The organism is Thermostichus lividus PCC 6715, from assembly GCF_002754935.1.
GTDB classification, from domain to species: Bacteria; Cyanobacteriota; Cyanobacteriia; order Thermosynechococcales; family Thermosynechococcaceae; genus Thermosynechococcus; species Thermosynechococcus lividus.
Genome location: NZ_CP018092.1, coordinates 1,104,564 through 1,122,245, shown reverse-complemented (window position 1 = coordinate 1,122,245; position 17,682 = coordinate 1,104,564). Strand labels below are relative to the sequence as shown.

At 51.4% G+C, this 17,682-nt stretch carries 15 protein-coding genes, 1 pseudogene and 1 riboswitch; of the genes and pseudogenes, 3 read left to right on the top strand and 13 right to left on the bottom strand.

What is annotated here, in order from left to right; all coding sequences use genetic code 11:
* Nucleotides 1–13 precede the first annotated feature (13 nt).
* On the bottom strand, nt 14–856 hold the full coding sequence (locus tag BRW62_RS05635) for an EcsC family protein (protein ID WP_099798634.1): 843 nt from the start codon (nt 854–856) through the stop codon (nt 14–16).
* Nucleotides 857–1,063: 207 nt separating this feature from the next.
* On the opposite strand from BRW62_RS05635, the gene psaC reads away from it, so the two are divergent.
* The 3 genes from psaC to ntcA all read left to right on the top strand — a co-directional run bounded on the left by psaC (nt 1,064) and on the right by ntcA (nt 2,986).
* Nucleotides 1,064–1,309: a photosystem I iron-sulfur center protein PsaC gene (gene psaC / locus BRW62_RS05630; protein WP_011056855.1), complete on the top strand. Its 246-nt coding sequence runs from the start codon at nt 1,064–1,066 to the stop codon at nt 1,307–1,309.
* 259 nt (nt 1,310–1,568) lie between these two features.
* Nucleotides 1,569–2,165 (top strand): DUF2834 domain-containing protein, encoded by a 597-nt coding sequence (locus BRW62_RS05625; protein ID WP_198406229.1) that lies wholly within the window; start codon nt 1,569–1,571, stop codon nt 2,163–2,165.
* A 155-nt stretch (nt 2,166–2,320) separates the two neighbouring features.
* Entirely contained in the window at nt 2,321–2,986 is a 666-nt protein-coding gene (gene ntcA / locus BRW62_RS05620) for a global nitrogen regulator NtcA (protein WP_099798632.1), read from the top strand.
* A 1,299-nt stretch (nt 2,987–4,285) separates the two neighbouring features.
* On the opposite strand, the gene BRW62_RS05610 is transcribed toward ntcA, so the two are convergent.
* The 12 genes and pseudogenes from BRW62_RS05610 to BRW62_RS15125 all read right to left on the bottom strand — a co-directional run.
* The gene (locus BRW62_RS05610) at nt 4,286–5,509 is read right to left on the bottom strand and encodes an FAD-dependent hydroxylase (RefSeq protein WP_099799854.1); all 1,224 of its coding nucleotides are present in this window, start codon (nt 5,507–5,509) and stop codon (nt 4,286–4,288) included.
* Between the two features lie 5 nt (nt 5,510–5,514).
* Nucleotides 5,515–6,534 (bottom strand): methyltransferase domain-containing protein, encoded by a 1,020-nt coding sequence (locus tag BRW62_RS05605; protein ID WP_099798630.1) that lies wholly within the window; start codon nt 6,532–6,534, stop codon nt 5,515–5,517.
* A gap of 268 nt (nt 6,535–6,802) precedes the next feature.
* A complete protein-coding gene (locus BRW62_RS05595) occupies nt 6,803–7,258 on the bottom strand; it encodes a hypothetical protein (protein WP_099798628.1) in 456 nt (151 codons plus the stop codon).
* Nucleotides 7,242–7,721, bottom strand: coding sequence for a hypothetical protein (locus tag BRW62_RS05590; protein ID WP_099798627.1), 480 nt, complete (start codon nt 7,719–7,721; stop codon nt 7,242–7,244). Before BRW62_RS05590 ends, BRW62_RS05595 begins: the two co-directional genes overlap by 17 nt.
* Nucleotides 7,705–9,951 (bottom strand): 5-methyltetrahydropteroyltriglutamate--homocysteine S-methyltransferase, encoded by a 2,247-nt coding sequence (metE, locus tag BRW62_RS05585; RefSeq protein ID WP_099798626.1) that lies wholly within the window; start codon nt 9,949–9,951, stop codon nt 7,705–7,707. The genes BRW62_RS05590 and metE overlap by 17 nt, the downstream gene beginning before the upstream one ends.
* A 215-nt stretch (nt 9,952–10,166) precedes the next feature.
* A riboswitch (cobalamin riboswitch) is annotated at nt 10,167–10,311 on the bottom strand.
* A 4-nt stretch (nt 10,312–10,315) separates the two neighbouring features.
* Nucleotides 10,316–10,501, bottom strand: a complete 186-nt coding sequence (locus tag BRW62_RS05580; protein WP_198406181.1) for a type II toxin-antitoxin system VapC family toxin — start codon at nt 10,499–10,501, stop codon at nt 10,316–10,318.
* Complete coding sequence (locus BRW62_RS15135) at nt 10,498–10,602, bottom strand: DUF2281 domain-containing protein (protein WP_227517604.1); 105 nt, start codon at nt 10,600–10,602, stop codon at nt 10,498–10,500. The genes BRW62_RS05580 and BRW62_RS15135 overlap by 4 nt, the downstream gene beginning before the upstream one ends.
* Nucleotides 10,603–11,052: 450 nt before the next feature.
* Nucleotides 11,053–11,163, bottom strand: coding sequence for a type II toxin-antitoxin system Phd/YefM family antitoxin (locus BRW62_RS15130; protein ID WP_376787924.1), 111 nt, complete (start codon nt 11,161–11,163; stop codon nt 11,053–11,055).
* A gap of 11 nt (nt 11,164–11,174) precedes the next feature.
* Nucleotides 11,175–13,055 (bottom strand): DNA methyltransferase, encoded by a 1,881-nt coding sequence (locus BRW62_RS05570; protein WP_198406180.1) that lies wholly within the window; start codon nt 13,053–13,055, stop codon nt 11,175–11,177.
* A 251-nt stretch (nt 13,056–13,306) separates the two neighbouring features.
* Nucleotides 13,307–16,801: a DEAD/DEAH box helicase family protein gene (locus BRW62_RS05565; RefSeq protein WP_099798623.1), complete on the bottom strand. Its 3,495-nt coding sequence runs from the start codon at nt 16,799–16,801 to the stop codon at nt 13,307–13,309.
* A 72-nt stretch (nt 16,802–16,873) separates the two neighbouring features.
* Nucleotides 16,874–17,506, bottom strand: a complete 633-nt coding sequence (locus BRW62_RS05560) for a Uma2 family endonuclease (RefSeq protein WP_099798622.1) — start codon at nt 17,504–17,506, stop codon at nt 16,874–16,876.
* 8 nt (nt 17,507–17,514) lie between these two features.
* Nucleotides 17,515–17,664 (bottom strand): annotated as a pseudogene (locus BRW62_RS15125) (Uma2 family endonuclease); the annotation flags it as partial.
* Nucleotides 17,665–17,682 lie beyond the last annotated feature (18 nt).

The window sequence follows — 17,682 nt, the reverse complement described above, 5'->3', positions numbered from 1 at the left end:
GCAACTTGGGGGATCAGCTAACGGCGCGATCGGTGTCCCTGCCGCCGTAGGTACGCAACAACCACCGTAGTTGATAGACGTAGCGAGCTGTTGTCGTGACTTGCATGACAAATTGGTCATTGGCAGCGACCCCCAACACCACCCCCACCAGCGGCACCAGTTCACCGCTCAGCTCCTCGCTTAAATTGATGATGGCTTGCTCAAACACTGCTTCAACAGTGGTATCTGTGAGTGTTTCTAGAGCGGTGTCTGTCAATAACTCGGCCACCGTCTGCCGGGGTAGGTCTGGATCCCGAACCAAGAGACTGCCAAGCGTATGCTGCCGCTCCACCGCTGTGGCTGCAAAGCTGGTTGCCAAGGTGCTCCAAACAATTTCCTGCTCAAAGACTGCCGCTGAACCAAAGCCATAGCATAACCCAACTCGCTGAATGGTTTTTAGCCCCCCTAGAAGGGTTAGCCCCACATCCGCCAGTTCCCCTACCCCTTCTAGGGGGGCAGTGAGCAGCCCTTCTACGGTGGCCTGTCCCAAGGCGATCGCCTGTACCCGTCCTTGCAGGCGATCGCACACCTCTAGCGGTTGCTGCTGCAAGTCTTGCCAATCCTTTATTTCTGCTAGGTCTGCCGAGAGTTGCCGCCGCAGATGATTCCACTCCTGATGGCCCGCCCCAAGGAGGCGATCGCACACAGCACGGAGAACCGTCAGCCCCTCTGGAGGTAACAACGGGGCAATTCCCCCCTGTAGTGCAGTGGTGAATGGATCGAACAGGTGTGCCATGCCTGCTTCATCATGGGCAAGCCAGCGGCGAATGACGTTTAGCTGAGCTTGCTCGTAATCCTTAAGATGCACCTGAGACATAATGGGGAGTCCTCATAAGACTTTACAAAAAAGTTACATTCTTTGAAGTTTGTTGCTGCTCCTCAACTTAGACTACAGCCACTGCGGTATCCTAATTGTCGGTATTTATCTCCAGACTGCCCTTACTGTCGTCCCGTGGGGAGTACCTTGGTGCACGGCATCCGCAGGGCAACCCCTGTATCCTGATCGTTTAGGAGCGGTTATTACATGGCTCACACTGTAAAAATTTACGACACTTGCATTGGCTGCACCCAGTGTGTGCGGGCCTGCCCCACCGATGTGCTGGAAATGGTGCCTTGGGATGGTTGTAAAGCTGGGCAAATTGCCTCCTCCCCCCGCACCGAAGACTGTGTTGGTTGTAAGCGGTGCGAAACCGCCTGCCCCACCGATTTCTTAAGCATCCGTGTTTATCTGGGCGCTGAAACCACCCGCAGTATGGGCTTGGCGTACTAGAGCGGCTGCACCAACGTTTCTTTGAGCATAGGCTTGGGACAGGTTACTGAGTCTCAAGTCTATTGTTGTGTCTGCACGCCGGAAACAATTCTTTAATATACTAGTGAAGACTATCCCCTACTGCGGGACACTCTAGCGTCTCGTTGAACACAGGCCAGAATTGAACAACTCGTTACCCTCCACCCTGTCAAGTTTGCTCGTGTCCTCTTGGTACCGTTTCTTTTTAGGGGCACTGTGGCTCAGCCTTATCCTCTACAGTATGTTCTTAGCCCCCCCCGATCGCCCCGAGACATGGGAGCTGATTCAGCGCTTGGCGCTTGGCGACTGGCAGGGCATTAACCCCTTGATTGTTAGCCTCTTTAATTTGATGGGGGTATGGCCTCTTCTCTACGCTGGCATTTTGGCAGTGGATGGCCGCGGTCAACGGTTCCCGGCATGGCCGTTTGTGGCTGCTAGTTTTCTTGTGGGTGCCTTTGCCCTCTTGCCCTACCTTGCGCTGCGCCAACCCAATCCACGGGTGATCGGCACCTTGGACAAGGGTCTCAAACTCTGGGAGTGGCGGGGAACCGCTATCCTTTTATCACTTCTAGTGATGGTACTTCTCGGCTATGGCCTCCTTTGGGGTGAGTGGGCCGACTTTTGGCAGCAATGGCGCTCTAGCCGCTTTATTCACGTCATGACCCTTGACTTTTGCCTGCTATCCCTGTTGTTTCCGCTCCTGTTGCCGGATGATTGGGCGCGACGCGCTATGGGCGATCGCCCGTGGCGGTGGTGGACCGTGCTACCACTGGTAGGGGCACTACTGTACTATCTGAGACGGCCACCGTTAATTCTCTCGGAAAAATGTGTGTCATGATACAAAAAAGTGCCCCTGAATCCGTTTAACTAATCTCTCAAAGCTAAACTCTCCGCAAACGGTAGTGTAGTTTTGTTTTCAGGAACGTTATGCCACACGCGGGGGAGGCTCAGGCAACTGAACCACTACCTTGGATCGAACAGCCACAGTAGGTCATGAATAGAGAACAACCATTAGCAACCGTCTTTCGCCACATGGCTAGTGGGCTTTTTCCTGCCACAACTGAAACCTATGAGCGGGGGAAAACAATTTTCTTTCCGGGGGATCCAGCGGAAAAGGTCTATTTTTTGCTCAAAGGTGCCGTTAAACTCTCACGGGTCTATGAGGCGGGGGAAGAAATTACCGTGGCGCTGCTGCGGGAGAATACCGTATTTGGCGTCCTGTCCCTGATTACGGGTACCCGCTCGGATCGGTTTTACCATGCCGTTGCCTTTACCAGTGTGGAGTTGCTGGCGGTTCCCATTGAACAGGTGGAAAAAGCCATGCACGAAGACCCCTCCCTGCCCATGTTTATGATTCAGGGGTTATCGTCACGGATTTTACAGACAGAAATGATGATTGAAACCCTTGCCCACCGTGATATGGGGTCACGGCTAGTGAGTTTTTTACTCATCCTCTGCCGCGATTTTGGCATCCCCACCAGTGCTGGCGTGACAGTTGATCTGAAGCTCTCCCATCAGGCGATCGCCGAGGCGATTGGCTCCACCCGCGTCACCGTAACTCGTTTGCTGGGGGAACTGCGCGATCAAAATATGATTTCAATTCACAAGAAGAAAATCACGGTTCACAATCCCCTAATGCTGAGCCAGCAGTTTACGTAATTCCCTTATAGAAACCGGAGGGTTCGGGAACCGGATAAAACCTCGCTCGTTCCCGACGGAGATATAGAACGGTTCCCGCGCCTACGGCAGTAGGCAGAATCAGTCTTGACATTAGACAAAGTGATGTCCTGACTGATACGTGCAACGACGAGTCGATTTTAGCTGTGTACCATCTTCTCTCATACGGTTGCTATTCACTAAACTGGGATTACCAACCTATTAACTTGTTCTTTAACTTAATCTAGAATCCGTTCGCGGCTCGCACCAGATGAATTGCTGCTTTTGCCACGCGAATTGCTGCCCGATTATTAGTCATGATGCTAAGGTTAGGCGCACTAGCGGATGGGATTGAAGCAGTTGGAGATGTGGATGGTGTTGCAAGCTCACGGGCATAACGAAGTAAATTGCTCACAGTGCTGTCGTTTGATCTGTAGTAAGCCATGATTGAATCGGCTCTATACAACTCCTCTGACACTCGATAGGGCGCATCGTAGTAACTACGGGTAAGTACTCCTTCCCCACGAGGACCCAGAACATAGCCGAGTTGGCCTTCGTATAAGTTTTGGGCGGCTTCATAAACATTGTTGGCAGCAAGTGCGGTTTCAGTCGCTTGAAAGTATCTTCCAGCCTCATATAGACCCCGCGCATCACTAAGGAGGCGATTGCCCAAACTTGTCAAATCGCTCGCCCTTGCTATTGAGGCTTGTGTTGCCAAGAAAGAGAGCCTATACGCTGTCTCTTCCGCTTTGCGTATGTCACGCCAAGCCCGCTCTTGGTCACGATAACTCGGAGTGATGCCTGGAGGTAGACCGTTAGGAGGAAAAGGCGCGGGAGGTCGCCCGACAGCAGGCTGTGTGACTGCTGCAGCTACTACAGCAAATAATGGAATGGTAAAGAATAAAAGAGGTCGATTGGTTTTCATGAATTTCCAAAAAAAGTGTAAGAGAGTTGTTGTGTAATAAGCTTGAAAAGCCTTGGAAGCCCTTCCTGGCAAGCGTTTCAGCGATTTTGGCGAGGAATCCTTGAAAGCTATGCTGTATAAGGGTTTCAGCGATTCTGCTCGTTATTTCCCAACAGGTCTAAGGTCTACTATTTTAGTGTAACATAACGATTAAGATAAGCGGCGGCAAGTCACATCCGCAACACAATCAAGATTTCTCAACCGTCCGCTTCATCGACTTGTTGGGCTGCTGGCGCGATTTGCCTCCGGCAACACTGCGCGATCGCAGTTATCGCTTCAACCGCAGACTCACCAAATCAATAGGCGATAAATGCGGCTAGCGGTGCAAAACTCGATAACTAGGGTTGTCTGCCCCAGAGTCCAGTCATGAGTCGCAGGAATAATTGCCGCAAAGGAGTCCAAGTGATCATTCCGTGCAGGACAATGCGCCGCAGGGTGACCAGAGGCAACCAGTGGTTAGAGAAGGTACGGTTGAGCAGATCGGTCATGAGTAAGACGAGCCAGTTTTCATAACGCCGCCAGCGATCGTAGGATTTCAAAACCACTAAACTACCGAGATCCTGTTGCTGCTGCTGCGCTGTTTGGAGAACTTGAGCCAGGGCTGCGGCATCGCGGATGCCCATGTTCAGCCCCTGTCCGCCAATGGGATGACAACAATGGGCGGCATCTCCGACTAAAGCAAGGCGAGGTTTGCAATAGGTTTGACTCTGTACCAACCGGACAGGAAACACCAGGGGAGCACTGAGTAAGGTAAGGTCGCTGGCTTGGTTGCCGTAGCGACGACTCATTTCAGCAATAAACTGGGTAGATGGCAAAGCAGCGATCGCCCTCGCTTCCGCATGGGGAGCAGTCCAAACAATCTGACAGCGATTGTCAGGTAAAGGCAAAACGGCAAACGGACCACTTGACCAAAACCGCTCATAGGCGATGTTTTGGTGAGGTGGAGCAGGTGAGACAAAGGCTGTAACACAAGATTGCCAGTAATCCCAGCCAATGGTTTTAATTTCTTCTCCGATTCGCAATTGAGAGTTAGCGCCATCAGCCGCCACGACGAGGGCTGCATTCACAGCAACTGTTCGTTCTGGTTGTTGCGAATGGCTGAGCATCAGAGTCGCTCGATCAGTGCCATAACTGACTTCTACGACTTGAGTTTCATACCAGCAGGTCACAGCGGGGCAAGTTGCAACCTTCTGTTGAAGTGCCTGCACCAGAATAGAATGCTCAGCACAATAGTAGACAGCAGGTTCGCCAATATCATCTGGCAAGAATTCCACATAGTGTGGATAGTCGGCATCCGACAGGACGACTTTAGGAAAATGGGCGATCGCCGGCGCAATTTGCTCCCACACCCCCAAAGCACGAAAAATGTGGGCAGACTGGGGCGACAGGGCGTAGGCGCGGAGGCGATCTGCCACCTGCTGAGGTGTCTTCGCTTCAACAATTGCAATCCGCAAACCCGAAGATAACAATCCGCAGGCTAGGACTAACCCCACAATGCCACCACCAACAATGATGACATCATAGGTAATATCGGCTGCATTTTCAGGAACGAGAGCATTCATCTCACTCATGTTCGTGCAGCGTCTCCGTAAGAAAATCCCGCAAGCCTATCCCTTGTCTGCACAGATAACGCCTCACTCGCAGAGACATTGGCGCGTACCGCCCGAAACATGCCAAAGCGACATAGCCCTGCTCCAAATGCCAGCCGCATCAACAGGAAGGTGGGCACTTCTCGCAAGGATTTAATCAACCCGATCAAGCCAAATCGAACAATTCCGGCTGGACGGACAACGCCTTGCCAGATGGAATCGAGCCATGAGGGTAGGGTTTCAGCAGTCCAGTCCGCTGTTGTTACAGTTCCATCGACCAGTCCCGTTGCCTCCAGTAATTCTGAAAATCCCTCAATGCTGGAAAATGCTGGATGCGACCATTGATCGAGCAGTTGCCGCATGACTAGTTTTTCCCAAAAATTGAGTGGAAGCCGACGATCATCCCGTTGATTCCAATCGGCGACCACTAGAATTCCACCTGGTTTCAGCACCCGCAATAGCTCTCTAGCAAACTGCGCTTTATCTGGCATGTGCGGCCCTGCTTCAATCGACCAGACCACATCAAAGCTGGCATCGGGAAAGGACAGTGCCAAGGCATCATCAACCTGGAACTGGGCACTCACCCCAGGCGGTGTTAATTCTTGGGCGCGTCTTACTTGCTGTGGACTGATGGTAATGCCAGTCACATGGAAGCCATAATCCCGTGCCAGAATGCGACTGCTGCCACCAATGCCACAGCCCACGTCTAAAACTGTACTGCCGGGAGGAAGGCGATCGAGTTTGCCCCAATGCACCATCTCATGCACAAAGTCTTCTTTGGCTTTGAGAAAATTCTTGCGGCGGGGTGGAGTGCCATAGTGCCCCAGGTGGATGTGTTCGCCCCAGTAGAACTCCAGAATGCCATCATTTGTCCAATTGTCATAGGAATTGGCAACGGAATCAGCAGACTGATACTTGCGGGGAAAGAGTAGGTAAAGAATCGATCCAATCAGCAGAAAGGAGATTAGCAGGGCGATCGCCCCCAAGAAGATGTTCATGTTCAATCCTTGAATAAATGTGGCTAGCGTTTCTGTTGAAAAATAGGTTGAACTTTAGAGAAAATAAAGCTGTAAATGCGATCGACCATCTGAATTAAACCGAATTGAGGCGGTGAATTAGATTGAGAGTTGACCTGATTTTTCACGAATGGATGAATAGATGCAGGAATTTTTCCAGAGCGATGCAAGTAATACTTGAGCATAATAGATCTTGAGTTGGGTGATCGGTTCAGAGATTCAGTAGTCGCAGTGCTATTGACCATCAGGGTCAGGACACAACATTCTTTTGTAAGGCACAAATTGCTGGCTGAAACTCCTCCCAGGTTTTACACACTTGCTCGTAGCATTGGGGTGGTGAGATGGGCAGATTCTTGAGGTAAAAGAACGTCACTTGGTTAAACGATTCCATCAGAAAGACCAATTCCGTCATTGGATTATAAGAATCCACCGCTTCCAGAATGTGGGCATTCATGAAGTGATGGCGCAAAATCACCGTGTCAGGAGCGACTAACCAGGCGTTCAGAAAAGCAGCTAGGCGCGATCGCCGAATAAAGTAAGTTTGGAAAGATTCCCCTGTAACGCCAACTGCTGGAGAATTAGTGCTGCAAATGAGTGCGCCTCGTTCTCCACCGAGGTATCCTGCCCAAGCGTTATAGCCGATCGCCAACAAATTTGTAGCTATAAACTCTTGCTGCCAGTCCATCAAATCAGAGTCTTTGTTCATATAAATCTCCGGGGATTTGATCAAGTTGAAACTCTATCCAATGCCGTTGCACCTGTTGGTAACAATCAACTGGAGAAACCTTGAGGTTTTGCAGTAGATTAATATCTACCCGTCCGTTTTCATTAATTAATAACAGGACTGCCCGTTCAGGATCGTAGATTTGAACGGTATCGGTCAAACATTCAATTAAGCTTGCCTCCAGGCTGAAAGATTGCAAATAGGCTGAAACATGGGATGAAGGAACAAACCGAACGGTGTAATCAACAATGTCAATGCGCCAATCGACAGCCTCAACATTGGCATAGCGTGCTGTAGGCATCATCACATTGCATACCACCATGCCTCTTCCCTGAGTCATAAACCCCTGCCATGCCGCATGTCCTAGGGGTAACAGGTTTTCCTGAATGAATTGATTTTGCCAGTAGCCAGAGCATCCTTGCCATACCTCACTCCTGGGTCGCATTGATTTCCTCCCGCATGATTTTTGCGGCTTCCACCATGTTTTTCAGCGACGGAATCACTTCTTCCCAACGGCGAGTTTTCAATCCGCAATCAGGGTTGACCCAAATCTGTTCGATCGGTAGATTGGCAATCCCAGTTTTGAGCTGCTGAACCATCTGTTCAGTGCTAGGGATAGCTGGACTATGGACATCATAGACACCGTTGCCAACTTGATGTTGGTAGCCTGCATCCGTAATTTCAAATAGAGTTTCATTGTTACTGCGGCTATTCTCGATCGACAACACATCTGCATCCAGACGCTCAATGTGCTGAATAATGTCGCCAAACTCGGAGTAGCACATGTGGGTGTGAATTTGAGTTTCCGGCTTGGCAACTCCTGCCGCCAAACGGAACGCATCGACTGCCCAAGACAGATACTCATTCCAGCGTTCTGGCTTCAGGGGCAATCCCTCCCGCAGAGCGGGTTCATCAATTTGCACCATCTTCGCGCCCGCCGCTTCTAAATCTGCGACTTCATCTCGCAAGGCGAAGGCAATCTGCATCGCCTGTTCACTGCGGGGAATATCCGTGCGAGTAAACGACCAGTTGATCATAGTTACAGGGCCAGTTAGCATTCCCTTGACAACTTTGTCGGTGAGGGATTGTGCCACCTTGAACTCCCGAATCGTCATCGGTGCAGCTCGCGCTACATCTCCATATATAATGGGCGGACGCACACAGCGACTGCCATAGCTTTGCACCCAACCCTGCTCGGTAAAGGCGAACCCAGAGAGTTGCTGCCCAAAGAATTCCACCATGTCCGTGCGCTCAAACTCGCCATGCACCAACACATCTAGCCCAGCTTCCTCTTGAATTTGAATGCATTTGGCAATCTCTGCATCGATCGCCGCTTCGTACTCGGCTTGAGTGATTTCACCCCGTTTGAGCTTGACTCGCAGTTGCCGTACCTCTGTGGTTTGGGGAAACGAGCCAATGGTCGTTGTCGGCAAGGGCGGCAGCGTTGGCTGGAGTTTTTTGCGTTGCTCGTAGGGCATAGCACGCTCCAGAGCCTGAACAGTCAGGTTGCGGAGTCGCTCCTGTACGGCTGGATTCACGGGGCTGAACTGCTCAAAGGCTTTCCACTGCGTTTGCACCATTGCCAATTTGTCGCTCGGATCACCCCCAGCCAAGGTTTGTGCCAGAATTACGACTTCTTCCAGCTTTTGTTCCGCAAAACTCAACACATTTCTCAGGGGTTCTGGTAGTTTGGCTTCTCGCTGGGCATCGTAGGGCACAAATTGCAGAGATGAGGAAGGGTGCAATCTGATATTTGGCGTGATGCTTTGAATGGTTTCTAGCGTTGATAATACCGATTCAGGTCGAACTCTCCAGACGTTCCGCGCATCGACAATGCCCACACCCAACTGTTTATCTGCTGGGAAACCATGCTGCTGGAGTAAGTCTAAATTGCGCCCACGGGTGAAGTCTAAACTGATGCCAGCCACAGGCAATTCCATCACCCAGGGATAGGCAGACCCCAAATCATCAAAGTAGGTAACAAGATGGATTGGCAAACCGACTCGACCGAGAGAATCATAGATTAACTGATAAGCTCCTTTGAAATTGTCGGCATCTCCCAGAACCAGAGCAGGCTCATGGATTTGTACCTCGACCACACCCAGATTTTTCAGTTCACCCAGTAAGACAAGATAGCGATCGAGCAGATAGGAAACCGCTTGCTCTACGTTTAACTCCAGACGACTGAGTCGCAGCAGTGTGAGCGGTCCTAACACGATGGGAATTGCCCGTTGACCCAAGAGAGTTTGGGCACGATGCACTGTTTCCAGGAAATCGCTAAAATCTGCTGGTTGCAGAACTGGGTCGATTTCGGGCACCAGATAGTGATAGTTGGTATCAAACCATTTGGTCATTTCCAGTGCCGGAATGCCATCCCTGCCTCGCGCCATTGCAAAGTATTGATCCAGTCCAGTCAGATGACGAAAGCGATCAGGAATTAGCCCTAAACGCACACTCCAATCCAGCACATGGTCATAAAGGGTAGTGTCGCCAATGCCAATGCGATCAATCCCGGCTTGGAGTTGCGTCTGCCAGTGGGCAAATTCAACCTCTCGCACCGTTTGCAGTAAGGTTTCTGCATCGGACTTACTGCTCCAGAAGGCTTCTAGTGCCTTTTTAACTTCACGATTTTTACCAATGCGGGGATATCCCAGCGTTGCAGTTTGAATGATCATGGTTGTAGCGTCCTAAATTCTGTGAATAAGCGTGAAAAAACTACCGTTCCCCGACTGGGAAACAGTCCGTCACTAGACAGAACACTAATGCTAAATGTCAGCCTTGCGTTCAGCTCAGAGGTTCAACACAGAACGCTACAACCTTTAAATTTCCGACAAAAATCGAATCGCAAAAGCTTGAAGTTTGCATCATCCGTACCTCGCAGATGTATACGTAACGGGTTCATAGCTCGGCGGGCATTCTGACTCAGAGAGTTGCGCCTCTCTTCACAGCTGCGGGACAGCGGCAGATTCACACTGCACTTTCCCCCTTGCGTCTGATGGCTGTTCCCCATCAAAACCGATTTTCCAAATTATACCACCTTTAACCTTGATAACTATCAGGTAACATCAGTTTATTCAGGCTGACTTTGATCGCGATTTCCCAGAGACTAGCTGTACTGAGGAGTAAATCAACATCAGACTCCAAAAGATCGGCAGCAGAGCTACTCAGTTCGGGACTATCGTTAATGAACCAGAGAAAGGTATGCGTATCCAGGAGTAGTTTCATGACCTATACTCCTGAAAGTCTTCAAGGGGTGCATCAAAGTCAGGAGCCATCCAGATTTGACCTTTGGCACTGCCTCGTTGTCGTCGTTTGGCAGGAGACAAAATCTGAATCAACTTCAGAATAGGCTGGTTATAGGAGTGATGTGGGCGGGCTAAAACCCCTCCGCTTTAGCGAGGGAATACAGCCAACTCAGGGGGCTTTAGCCCTCTCTATGTGTTAAACTAGAGACGTGGAAAGTAGGCGTATCAACTACGCGAAGAAACATCCTAGTACGGAGAAATCCCGGCAAGTAAGTCACTACCGCTTTGGCGGCAAGCCTAAACCACTGCAAGCAATGGCAGGATGTTGAGCGTATCGAATTGGCTAGTGTTGAAAAGCGCGAAACCACGAACCGAAACATAAACGTAGTCCCAATAGCAGAAATGCTTGAGGTGAGTAGGGGGTCTTTGACTGCCCCCACCCGCATTAAGTTGTGGGTGACAGCTCAAGGGAAAAGCGAAGCAACGCGGCTTCAGCCCGTTGCGTAGCATCCTTTGGGAATCCCCTCTCTTTCAAGGAGGGGAGAAGTCAATGCGGGTGATAATCACTTCTTCGCCTTGCAGGGCAGATTGCAGAAGTTGGTTAATTTGAGTTTGAGCGTCGGCAATATCAACTTGTTGCATGGTCTGACCTCCTAAACATCTATTTCTACGGTAATCGAGGTGTCGCAGCCGAAGGTATCCACCACTTTGACGCAGGCGGTGTATTTGCCCGGTTCGGGGTAGGTGTAGCCCGCATCGCTGATGGTTTTGAGGCTGCGATCTTTGCGGGTGCGATAATCTTGCCAGTCGTGGGTGAAGGGCTTGCCCGGTTGCCAGTTAAAATCTACCGCCCAGAAGTCAATAAAATCAAAGCCGCTTTTAATAGCTCGTTCCTTGATCGCTTCCAGTTCTTTGGTGGGCACTTCGGCAAGAGATGGGATGAACTGAGTAAGTTTGATGTCTACGGTGCGGAGTCCCTCACCCCCGGCCCCTCTCCCAGAGGGGGAGAGGGGGGAAGAACGATAAACGGGTTCGGCGGCAAGGACGGCAACTTCCAAAAATGGCGGCGGTGCCTTGCGATTCTTCTCCATAATCTCGCGGGGAATCTGCACCAGCTTGAGCTTTACGCCCAACTCCTGCACCAGGGCATTCACCGTTAAGTGCAAGTCCATCTCAAATTCCCAAGCGAGGCAATAGCACTCCCGCCCGCCCGCAGAGGCAACCGCTTGGGCGACCTGTTTGGCTTCCTCACGGGTAAAGATGGAGTCAATACCATCCACATGGCAAAATGCCCCCGCTTTGCGCCCATGCAGCAGGGGTGAGGGTGGGTTGGTGAGAATTTCGGCTTTGAAAAACTCCAGAATCACCCGCCGATGTTCTTCATCCGCCCCCTGCAAGCGGTCTTTTTGCCACCACTGCCGCTCGTAGCGCCCCAAGTTATAAACATCAAAGGCGCGATAGGGTTTGCCCTCACTGTGCAGTTTGCGCTGTAGCTCAATCAGCCGCTTGCGCGAGGTGTGGATGGCAAACCGCCCCAAATCACACATAATCCACCTGCGCCCCAACCGCTCGGCAACCGCCCCGGTGGTGCCACTGCCACAAAAGAAATCGGCAACCAGATCGCCTTCGTTGGAAGAGGCTTGGATGATGCGTTCTAAGATAAGCTCATTCTTCTGTGTGGCATATCCTGTATTTTGAGATTTGTCTGCTGGTTGAATCATCGGAATGCGCCATATATCATCTACCGTTCTTTCGTCACGTTGCTGATAAAGAACATTTCCATCCTGATCTCTTGCGTTTACCATTCGACCGTCAACTTTTTTCCGTACAAGTTGAGTCACAGGTTTATCTCGCTTCTCTAGCTGGAGATTAAAAGTATGTCCCCCTTTCTGTTTTGCATATGAAAGGATTGTGTCGTGTGAACGAGGAAAGATTGGCTTCCTCACGTCATGCATCTTGTTGTAGTAATACCAAATACACTCGTTTAGAAAATTATCAACATGAAAGATTTCGTTTAGAAGCGCACGTAGAAAATAGTTCATGTGCCAATCACAATGAACATAAAGAATTCCCTTTTCAGATAACAGATCTCGTATGAGAGTCAGCCGTTCATACATCATGTGAAGGTAAGAATCTGTGTTCATACCCCACATATCTCGATATGCAACCATTTCAAGAGTGGACTGATCTTTCTCAAGAGTATCTTTATCCTCACCAATCGGCACATCCATCGTAAAGTCTTCGCCCACATCAAACGGCGGATCAATATAAATCAGGTCAATCTTGCCCTTAAACTCTTGCAACAGGGAAGCCATCACCAGCTTGTTGTCGCCCCAGATCAGCCGATTGCGAAAGTCATCCACACGGGGATTCTGCTGCTCAAACAGTTCCAACTGCCCCGTTGCCGCCGCCGCCCGCCGCGGTTCGTCGATGCTTTCAATCTTCTGCATGGGCATGGCACACCCGGCAATATCCACCTCTCGCCGGTTGCCATACTCGTCATACTTGCCCTCCCAGATCAGTTCCGTCCGCATTTGGGAGAGGGGGTGGGGGTTGTGGGGGCCGTAGGTGGGTTGCTGGGGCATAAAAGGCACTGAGGATCAAATATCTGCCGTCAATTAATTATAGTCACTGCCCCAACTGCTTACTGGATGGAATAGGCGTGGTGGGTAGGGACAGGACAAGGGCGATCGTAGAGATTCTTCACCTTTCGGCGGTCGGCTCCAAACTCCTGGGTCGAGGCTACGCCAACGATTTGTTATCTTACTTGGCAAGTACATTTGGTTTACTTTCCAATCATGTGCAATGCCTCGATCCAGATCTTGAGTTCTTGCTCAGCTAGGTTTTTATCAGTCAACTCCTGTTCCTGGTGGGCGATGTAAGTATTCCGAAAATCATTGATGCGGGTGACGGTTTCTAAAATTTTTCGTCCGCCCTGAAAACGTAACTGAGTTTGCAAGGCTTCAAATACACCACCGATTTTAGTCGTGTCATTCAGCGCATAGTCTAGGCACGATCGCAGCAAGCCAATCATTGATAGCCCGTTATTAAACACCAGCGTTCGTTTCAGATTTTGGGCGAGTTTTCGATAATAGTCTTCAGATTTACGGTCTACACCTCCCAGGTAGGGAGCAAACCAGGCTTTTTGGTCATCTACGGTAGCAGGCATCTCCGGTTGTAGCCGACGTACCAGGAAGCCTTTAGCCACTTCATCGATTGAACCCAGCAGAGCGGTAAAGACAGGAGCATAATTCATGCCTTCTTTGTTTTCAAAGAAGCGATAGAGCATAACGGCTTGATCGGCAGCACGGCGATAGCGGGAAGGCAGCGCATTGAGAATGGCTGGGTCAATCAGGCTATCCACAATAGCAACTTCTTCGTCAGATTGCCCCAAATTCACAAACAGGGGTAAATCTTGGAATTCCTCGGATTGGAGCAAGTTTTGCAGAGCGGGAGCACAGGCACGGGCGAGTTCGGCAATGGTATCGCCTGCCATGCGTTCAAACACGCCCTGGGGAATGTAGAGATAGTGCCATTGGACTCCCTCACCCCCAGCCCCTCTCCTAGGTGGGGAGAGGGGAGCCAATGCTTTTTCTTGTTCCCCTTCTCCCAGAACGGGAGAAGGGGTGAGGGGATGAGGGCGACTAGCAGCCTCGCACCAGGCGATCGCCGCTTTAGCTTTCAGGGGTACATCCCGATCTTCGCGCCCTTTGGTTTCTACCAGATAGTAGTGACCATCAATCGTGCGGACAAAGAAATCGGGGGTATAGAAGGCAAGTCTGTCTCCATTTGCCAGGTAATCAATCCGCAAGCACTGGGGGCCAGCATTTTTGGCAAAGGCAACGACATCGGGGGCGCGATCGCAGAACTTTGCGACTGCCACCTCTAGCTCTCGGTTGCAGGGGACGAGGTTAAACAGGGTCTTGGCCGCTTCCAGGGCGGGACGGCGTTCGCTCAGGGTGACTTGAAAGGGTTTCCAGGCATTCAGGGATTTGGGCAGTTCAACCATCAGCCGTTCTTCGGTGGTGATGGTGCGGCTGCGAATCAGGGGCACAAACACTGCCCGCAGGTGTTCGCCCACATCGGAGTCGGCTAGGCGAGCGACCAGCACTGGATCGAATAGGGTGGTTTTCTGCTCAAACAGAATCTCTTCTAGGAAGGTCTGGATCAGGGGAGCAAGGATGGGATGGAGTCCCCGCAGTTTGCAAATGGTTTCCAGTTGCTTGACGTAGTAGGAAACCGCGCCAATCCCTGATGCTAACAGCGGTAGATTGAGTTGTAGTTTCTCCACCACTTCACCTGTAAACAGGTGCCGTCCCTCATACTGAATTTCGTTGCTGCCCTGTTTGCCTAACGGTAATGGTTTGTAGGGCTTAAACGCTTTTTTCACGTCTTGAATCGTCAACCCTTCCAGCTTGGGCACAATCCGAAAGCCAGCGGAAAGGGTAGGAATCTGGATGTTCAGAGCATTTACATCTTTATGGGCTTCATCGGGGAAGATGGAAATCGTCGTGGCAGGAACGCGATCGAGTTCCACAATATCCAGCGGCAAGCCTTCCTGAGCCAGTTCTTGCTGATAGAGACTGGCAAAGGCGGGATGCTCCACCACCGTCACCAGTTCATTGGCTTGACCGGGGGGAGTCATGCGGCGCAAGCCTCGCCCTAGCGTTTGTTCGGGTAGAATGTTCGCCTTAGAACTATAGGGACGCAGGGGCACGATCGTCGTCACGTTTCGCACGTCCCAGCCTTCCCGCAGCATCAGCACCGAGACAATGCAGAAATAGGGACTGGCGTTGCTATCCAGTTCCCGGCTGAGTTTTCGCAGAGCTTTCAGGTCTTCATCGCTGATGGCTTTTTCGTCTTCGACAAATTCATACCGCGCCTCTTTGCCCCGTCCGACTTTTTTGAGCTTGCCCTTAAGGTTGGTGTGCAGGTTGATCGTTTTGCCATTGAGTTGCTCAAACAGCTGGTCGGTGTTGAGGCGTTGGGTAATCTGATCGGCGGCTTCGGTGTTATCGCACATGACAAACAGCAGGGGTTTTTTACCGCTGGCTTGCCATTCCTCCAAACTTTTTTTCCAGCGCTCGTAGCCCAAAAGCAAATGCTGTTCCCAGCGGTAGGCGGCGTTGTCGGTGGCTTGCTCCACCAGCTTGCGGCTGGCTTGCCCGATGACGGGAGTTTTGACAATTCCGGCATCCACTGCTTCCCCTAGGGGCGTATCGCAAACAATGTGTTTGAACAGTAACCCTTTATTGTCTTTGGGGGTGGCAGAGAAATCCAGTTGAGCCACCAGTTTGCAACCGCTGCGAGACAGGATGGTTTCGTGCAGGGTGCGGATGGCTTCGTTCCAGGCAGAGCCGGGGTCCCAAACGTGGTGGGCTTCGTCGTTGAGTACCATCACCTGGCGGTGGGCGGTGATGCGATCGCGCAAGGCTGCCCCCGTATCCAGCGCCTTCGTCTTAGAGACGGCTGGCCCCAGCCAATCATAGGTCTCTTGCTCAGCTTTCTGTTTGCGTTTGGCGGTGTCGTAGAGGCGATGGATATTGGTGAGGTAGAGCGTCCCCCCCGTAGCGGCACCGCTGGCTTCGTCTTGCAGCACTACCGATAGGTTCCAGTCGCCGCGCCATTCGGGAGGAATCAGGGGGTCTTCGTCAAACACGCGCCCGTTGCCAAAGTCGTCTTTGAGGCGTTCGTACACGGTGAGGTTGGGAGCGATCACGACAAAATGCCGCGCCATTTCTGAATCGGATTCCCGCAGGGCGTGGAAGTAGCTCCAGACGATGCACAGGCTCATCACCTTTGTCTTTCCGGCTCCGGTTGCCAGTTTGAAGGCATAGCGGCTCCAGGCATCTTCATCTTCGGTGATACCCAGGGCTTGCAATTCGGCATTGGCGCCGCCAAATTCGGCAATGATTTGGGATAGGCACTCAATCCGCCGCACTTCTTTGAGATAAATCAGAGTCTCGACGGCTTCTCGCTGGCAGAAGTAGTAGCGAAACTCAAATTCTTCCCCATCGGGCGTGGTTTTACGGTGAGCGCGGTTAAACCAGTGGTTCAGCAGTTGAATCGTGGTATCACTGGCGCCGATGTAAAAGGCTTCTCGCCACTCTCGCACCGCTGCCCGTAGGTTGTTGACCACCTCGATCGGGGAGGCTCTGCGTCCCTGTTTCACCACAGCGGGGTCGCCGGTCTTTTCCGCCCGCACGCGATGGGCGTTGGGTTCTTGCCAAGGGGCAAACAGGGGTTCGAGAACGGCGGGATTGAGGGTGGAGGAGGTCATAAGCTAGGCCGCTGCGTATCCACTAAAGCTCGCATTTACAGTGATCAAGGTATCCCAGAGGTTAGCTCATCATTAGCGCATTAATTGTTGGCGCAAGTTGCGGAGCGCAACGCCTGTACCTTGTTCAGCGGCGGTAGCGAACACTTGAGCAATGAGTTCAGGCAGATCCACCCCTGGAAAATAGCGACTGCGGGTTTGAAGTGCATAGGTTTCCCCTTGCAGGGCATACATCTTTAAACCACTTTTTTCGAGCAGCCAGACTTCAGAAACACCGTAAGGGGCATAATCTTCAGCAGCGGTATAGGTGGTCACGTCAATTTCAATCACCAGATCCGGGGGCGGATCGGTCTGCCAATTGATGCGGTCTTTGCCGACGGCTGCCTGCCAGTTATCGATGTAGAAGCAGTAGTCGGGTTCAATGCCCCCTACTTCAGGAATATCCATTGTGATGGGGGTAAAGGCTTCGTAATTGCGATTTTCGCTATCGAGGAGGATTTTAACCACATCAGCCAGAATATTAGCTTCGCGTCCGTGGCGGGGTAGGGGACTCATCAGCAAAATTTCTCCGTCGCGATACTTGATGCGGGGGATGGAGCCGTCGCCGCGACTATCGCGTAGAGTGCAGTAGTCTTGCCAGGTGCCGGGCATTCGCATGACGCTACCGGGGGGAAGTTGGATTTTTTCACGGGAGATGACAGCATACATAAGCCAACCTAGAATGAGAGGGTTTGAAACAGTTCGGCGACGGGCAGCGTGAATCCGGGAATCACGTCTTCCCCATCGAGAGAATCAGTGGATTTGAGTAGGCGATCGGGTTCTTGAGCAGAACGATAAACTAAGACATAGTGAGATCTTGGGTGTATTGTCTTCATATTTAGGAC

Excerpts from the sequence above, each read along its gene's own strand:
- BRW62_RS05635 (WP_099798634.1), bottom strand. The coding sequence starts at position 856 with ATGTCTCAGGTGCATCTTAAGGATTACGAGCAAGCTCAGCTAAACGTC.
- psaC (WP_011056855.1), top strand. The coding sequence starts at position 1,064 with ATGGCTCACACTGTAAAAATTTACGACACTTGCATTGGCTGCACCCAG.
- BRW62_RS05625 (WP_198406229.1), top strand. The coding sequence starts at position 1,569 with ATGTTCTTAGCCCCCCCCGATCGCCCCGAGACATGGGAGCTGATTCAG.
- ntcA (WP_099798632.1), top strand. The coding sequence starts at position 2,321 with ATGAATAGAGAACAACCATTAGCAACCGTCTTTCGCCACATGGCTAGT.
- BRW62_RS05610 (WP_099799854.1), bottom strand. The coding sequence starts at position 5,509 with ATGAATGCTCTCGTTCCTGAAAATGCAGCCGATATTACCTATGATGTC.
- BRW62_RS05605 (WP_099798630.1), bottom strand. The coding sequence starts at position 6,534 with ATGAACATCTTCTTGGGGGCGATCGCCCTGCTAATCTCCTTTCTGCTG.
- BRW62_RS05595 (WP_099798628.1), bottom strand. The coding sequence starts at position 7,258 with ATGAACAAAGACTCTGATTTGATGGACTGGCAGCAAGAGTTTATAGCT.
- BRW62_RS05590 (WP_099798627.1), bottom strand. The coding sequence starts at position 7,721 with ATGCGACCCAGGAGTGAGGTATGGCAAGGATGCTCTGGCTACTGGCAA.
- metE (WP_099798626.1), bottom strand. The coding sequence starts at position 9,951 with ATGATCATTCAAACTGCAACGCTGGGATATCCCCGCATTGGTAAAAAT.
- BRW62_RS05580 (WP_198406181.1), bottom strand. The coding sequence starts at position 10,501 with ATGAAACTACTCCTGGATACGCATACCTTTCTCTGGTTCATTAACGAT.
- BRW62_RS15130 (WP_376787924.1), bottom strand. The coding sequence starts at position 11,163 with ATGCAACAAGTTGATATTGCCGACGCTCAAACTCAAATTAACCAACTT.
- BRW62_RS05570 (WP_198406180.1), bottom strand. The coding sequence starts at position 13,055 with ATGCGGACGGAACTGATCTGGGAGGGCAAGTATGACGAGTATGGCAAC.
- BRW62_RS05565 (WP_099798623.1), bottom strand. The coding sequence starts at position 16,801 with ATGACCTCCTCCACCCTCAATCCCGCCGTTCTCGAACCCCTGTTTGCC.
- BRW62_RS05560 (WP_099798622.1), bottom strand. The coding sequence starts at position 17,506 with ATGTATGCTGTCATCTCCCGTGAAAAAATCCAACTTCCCCCCGGTAGC.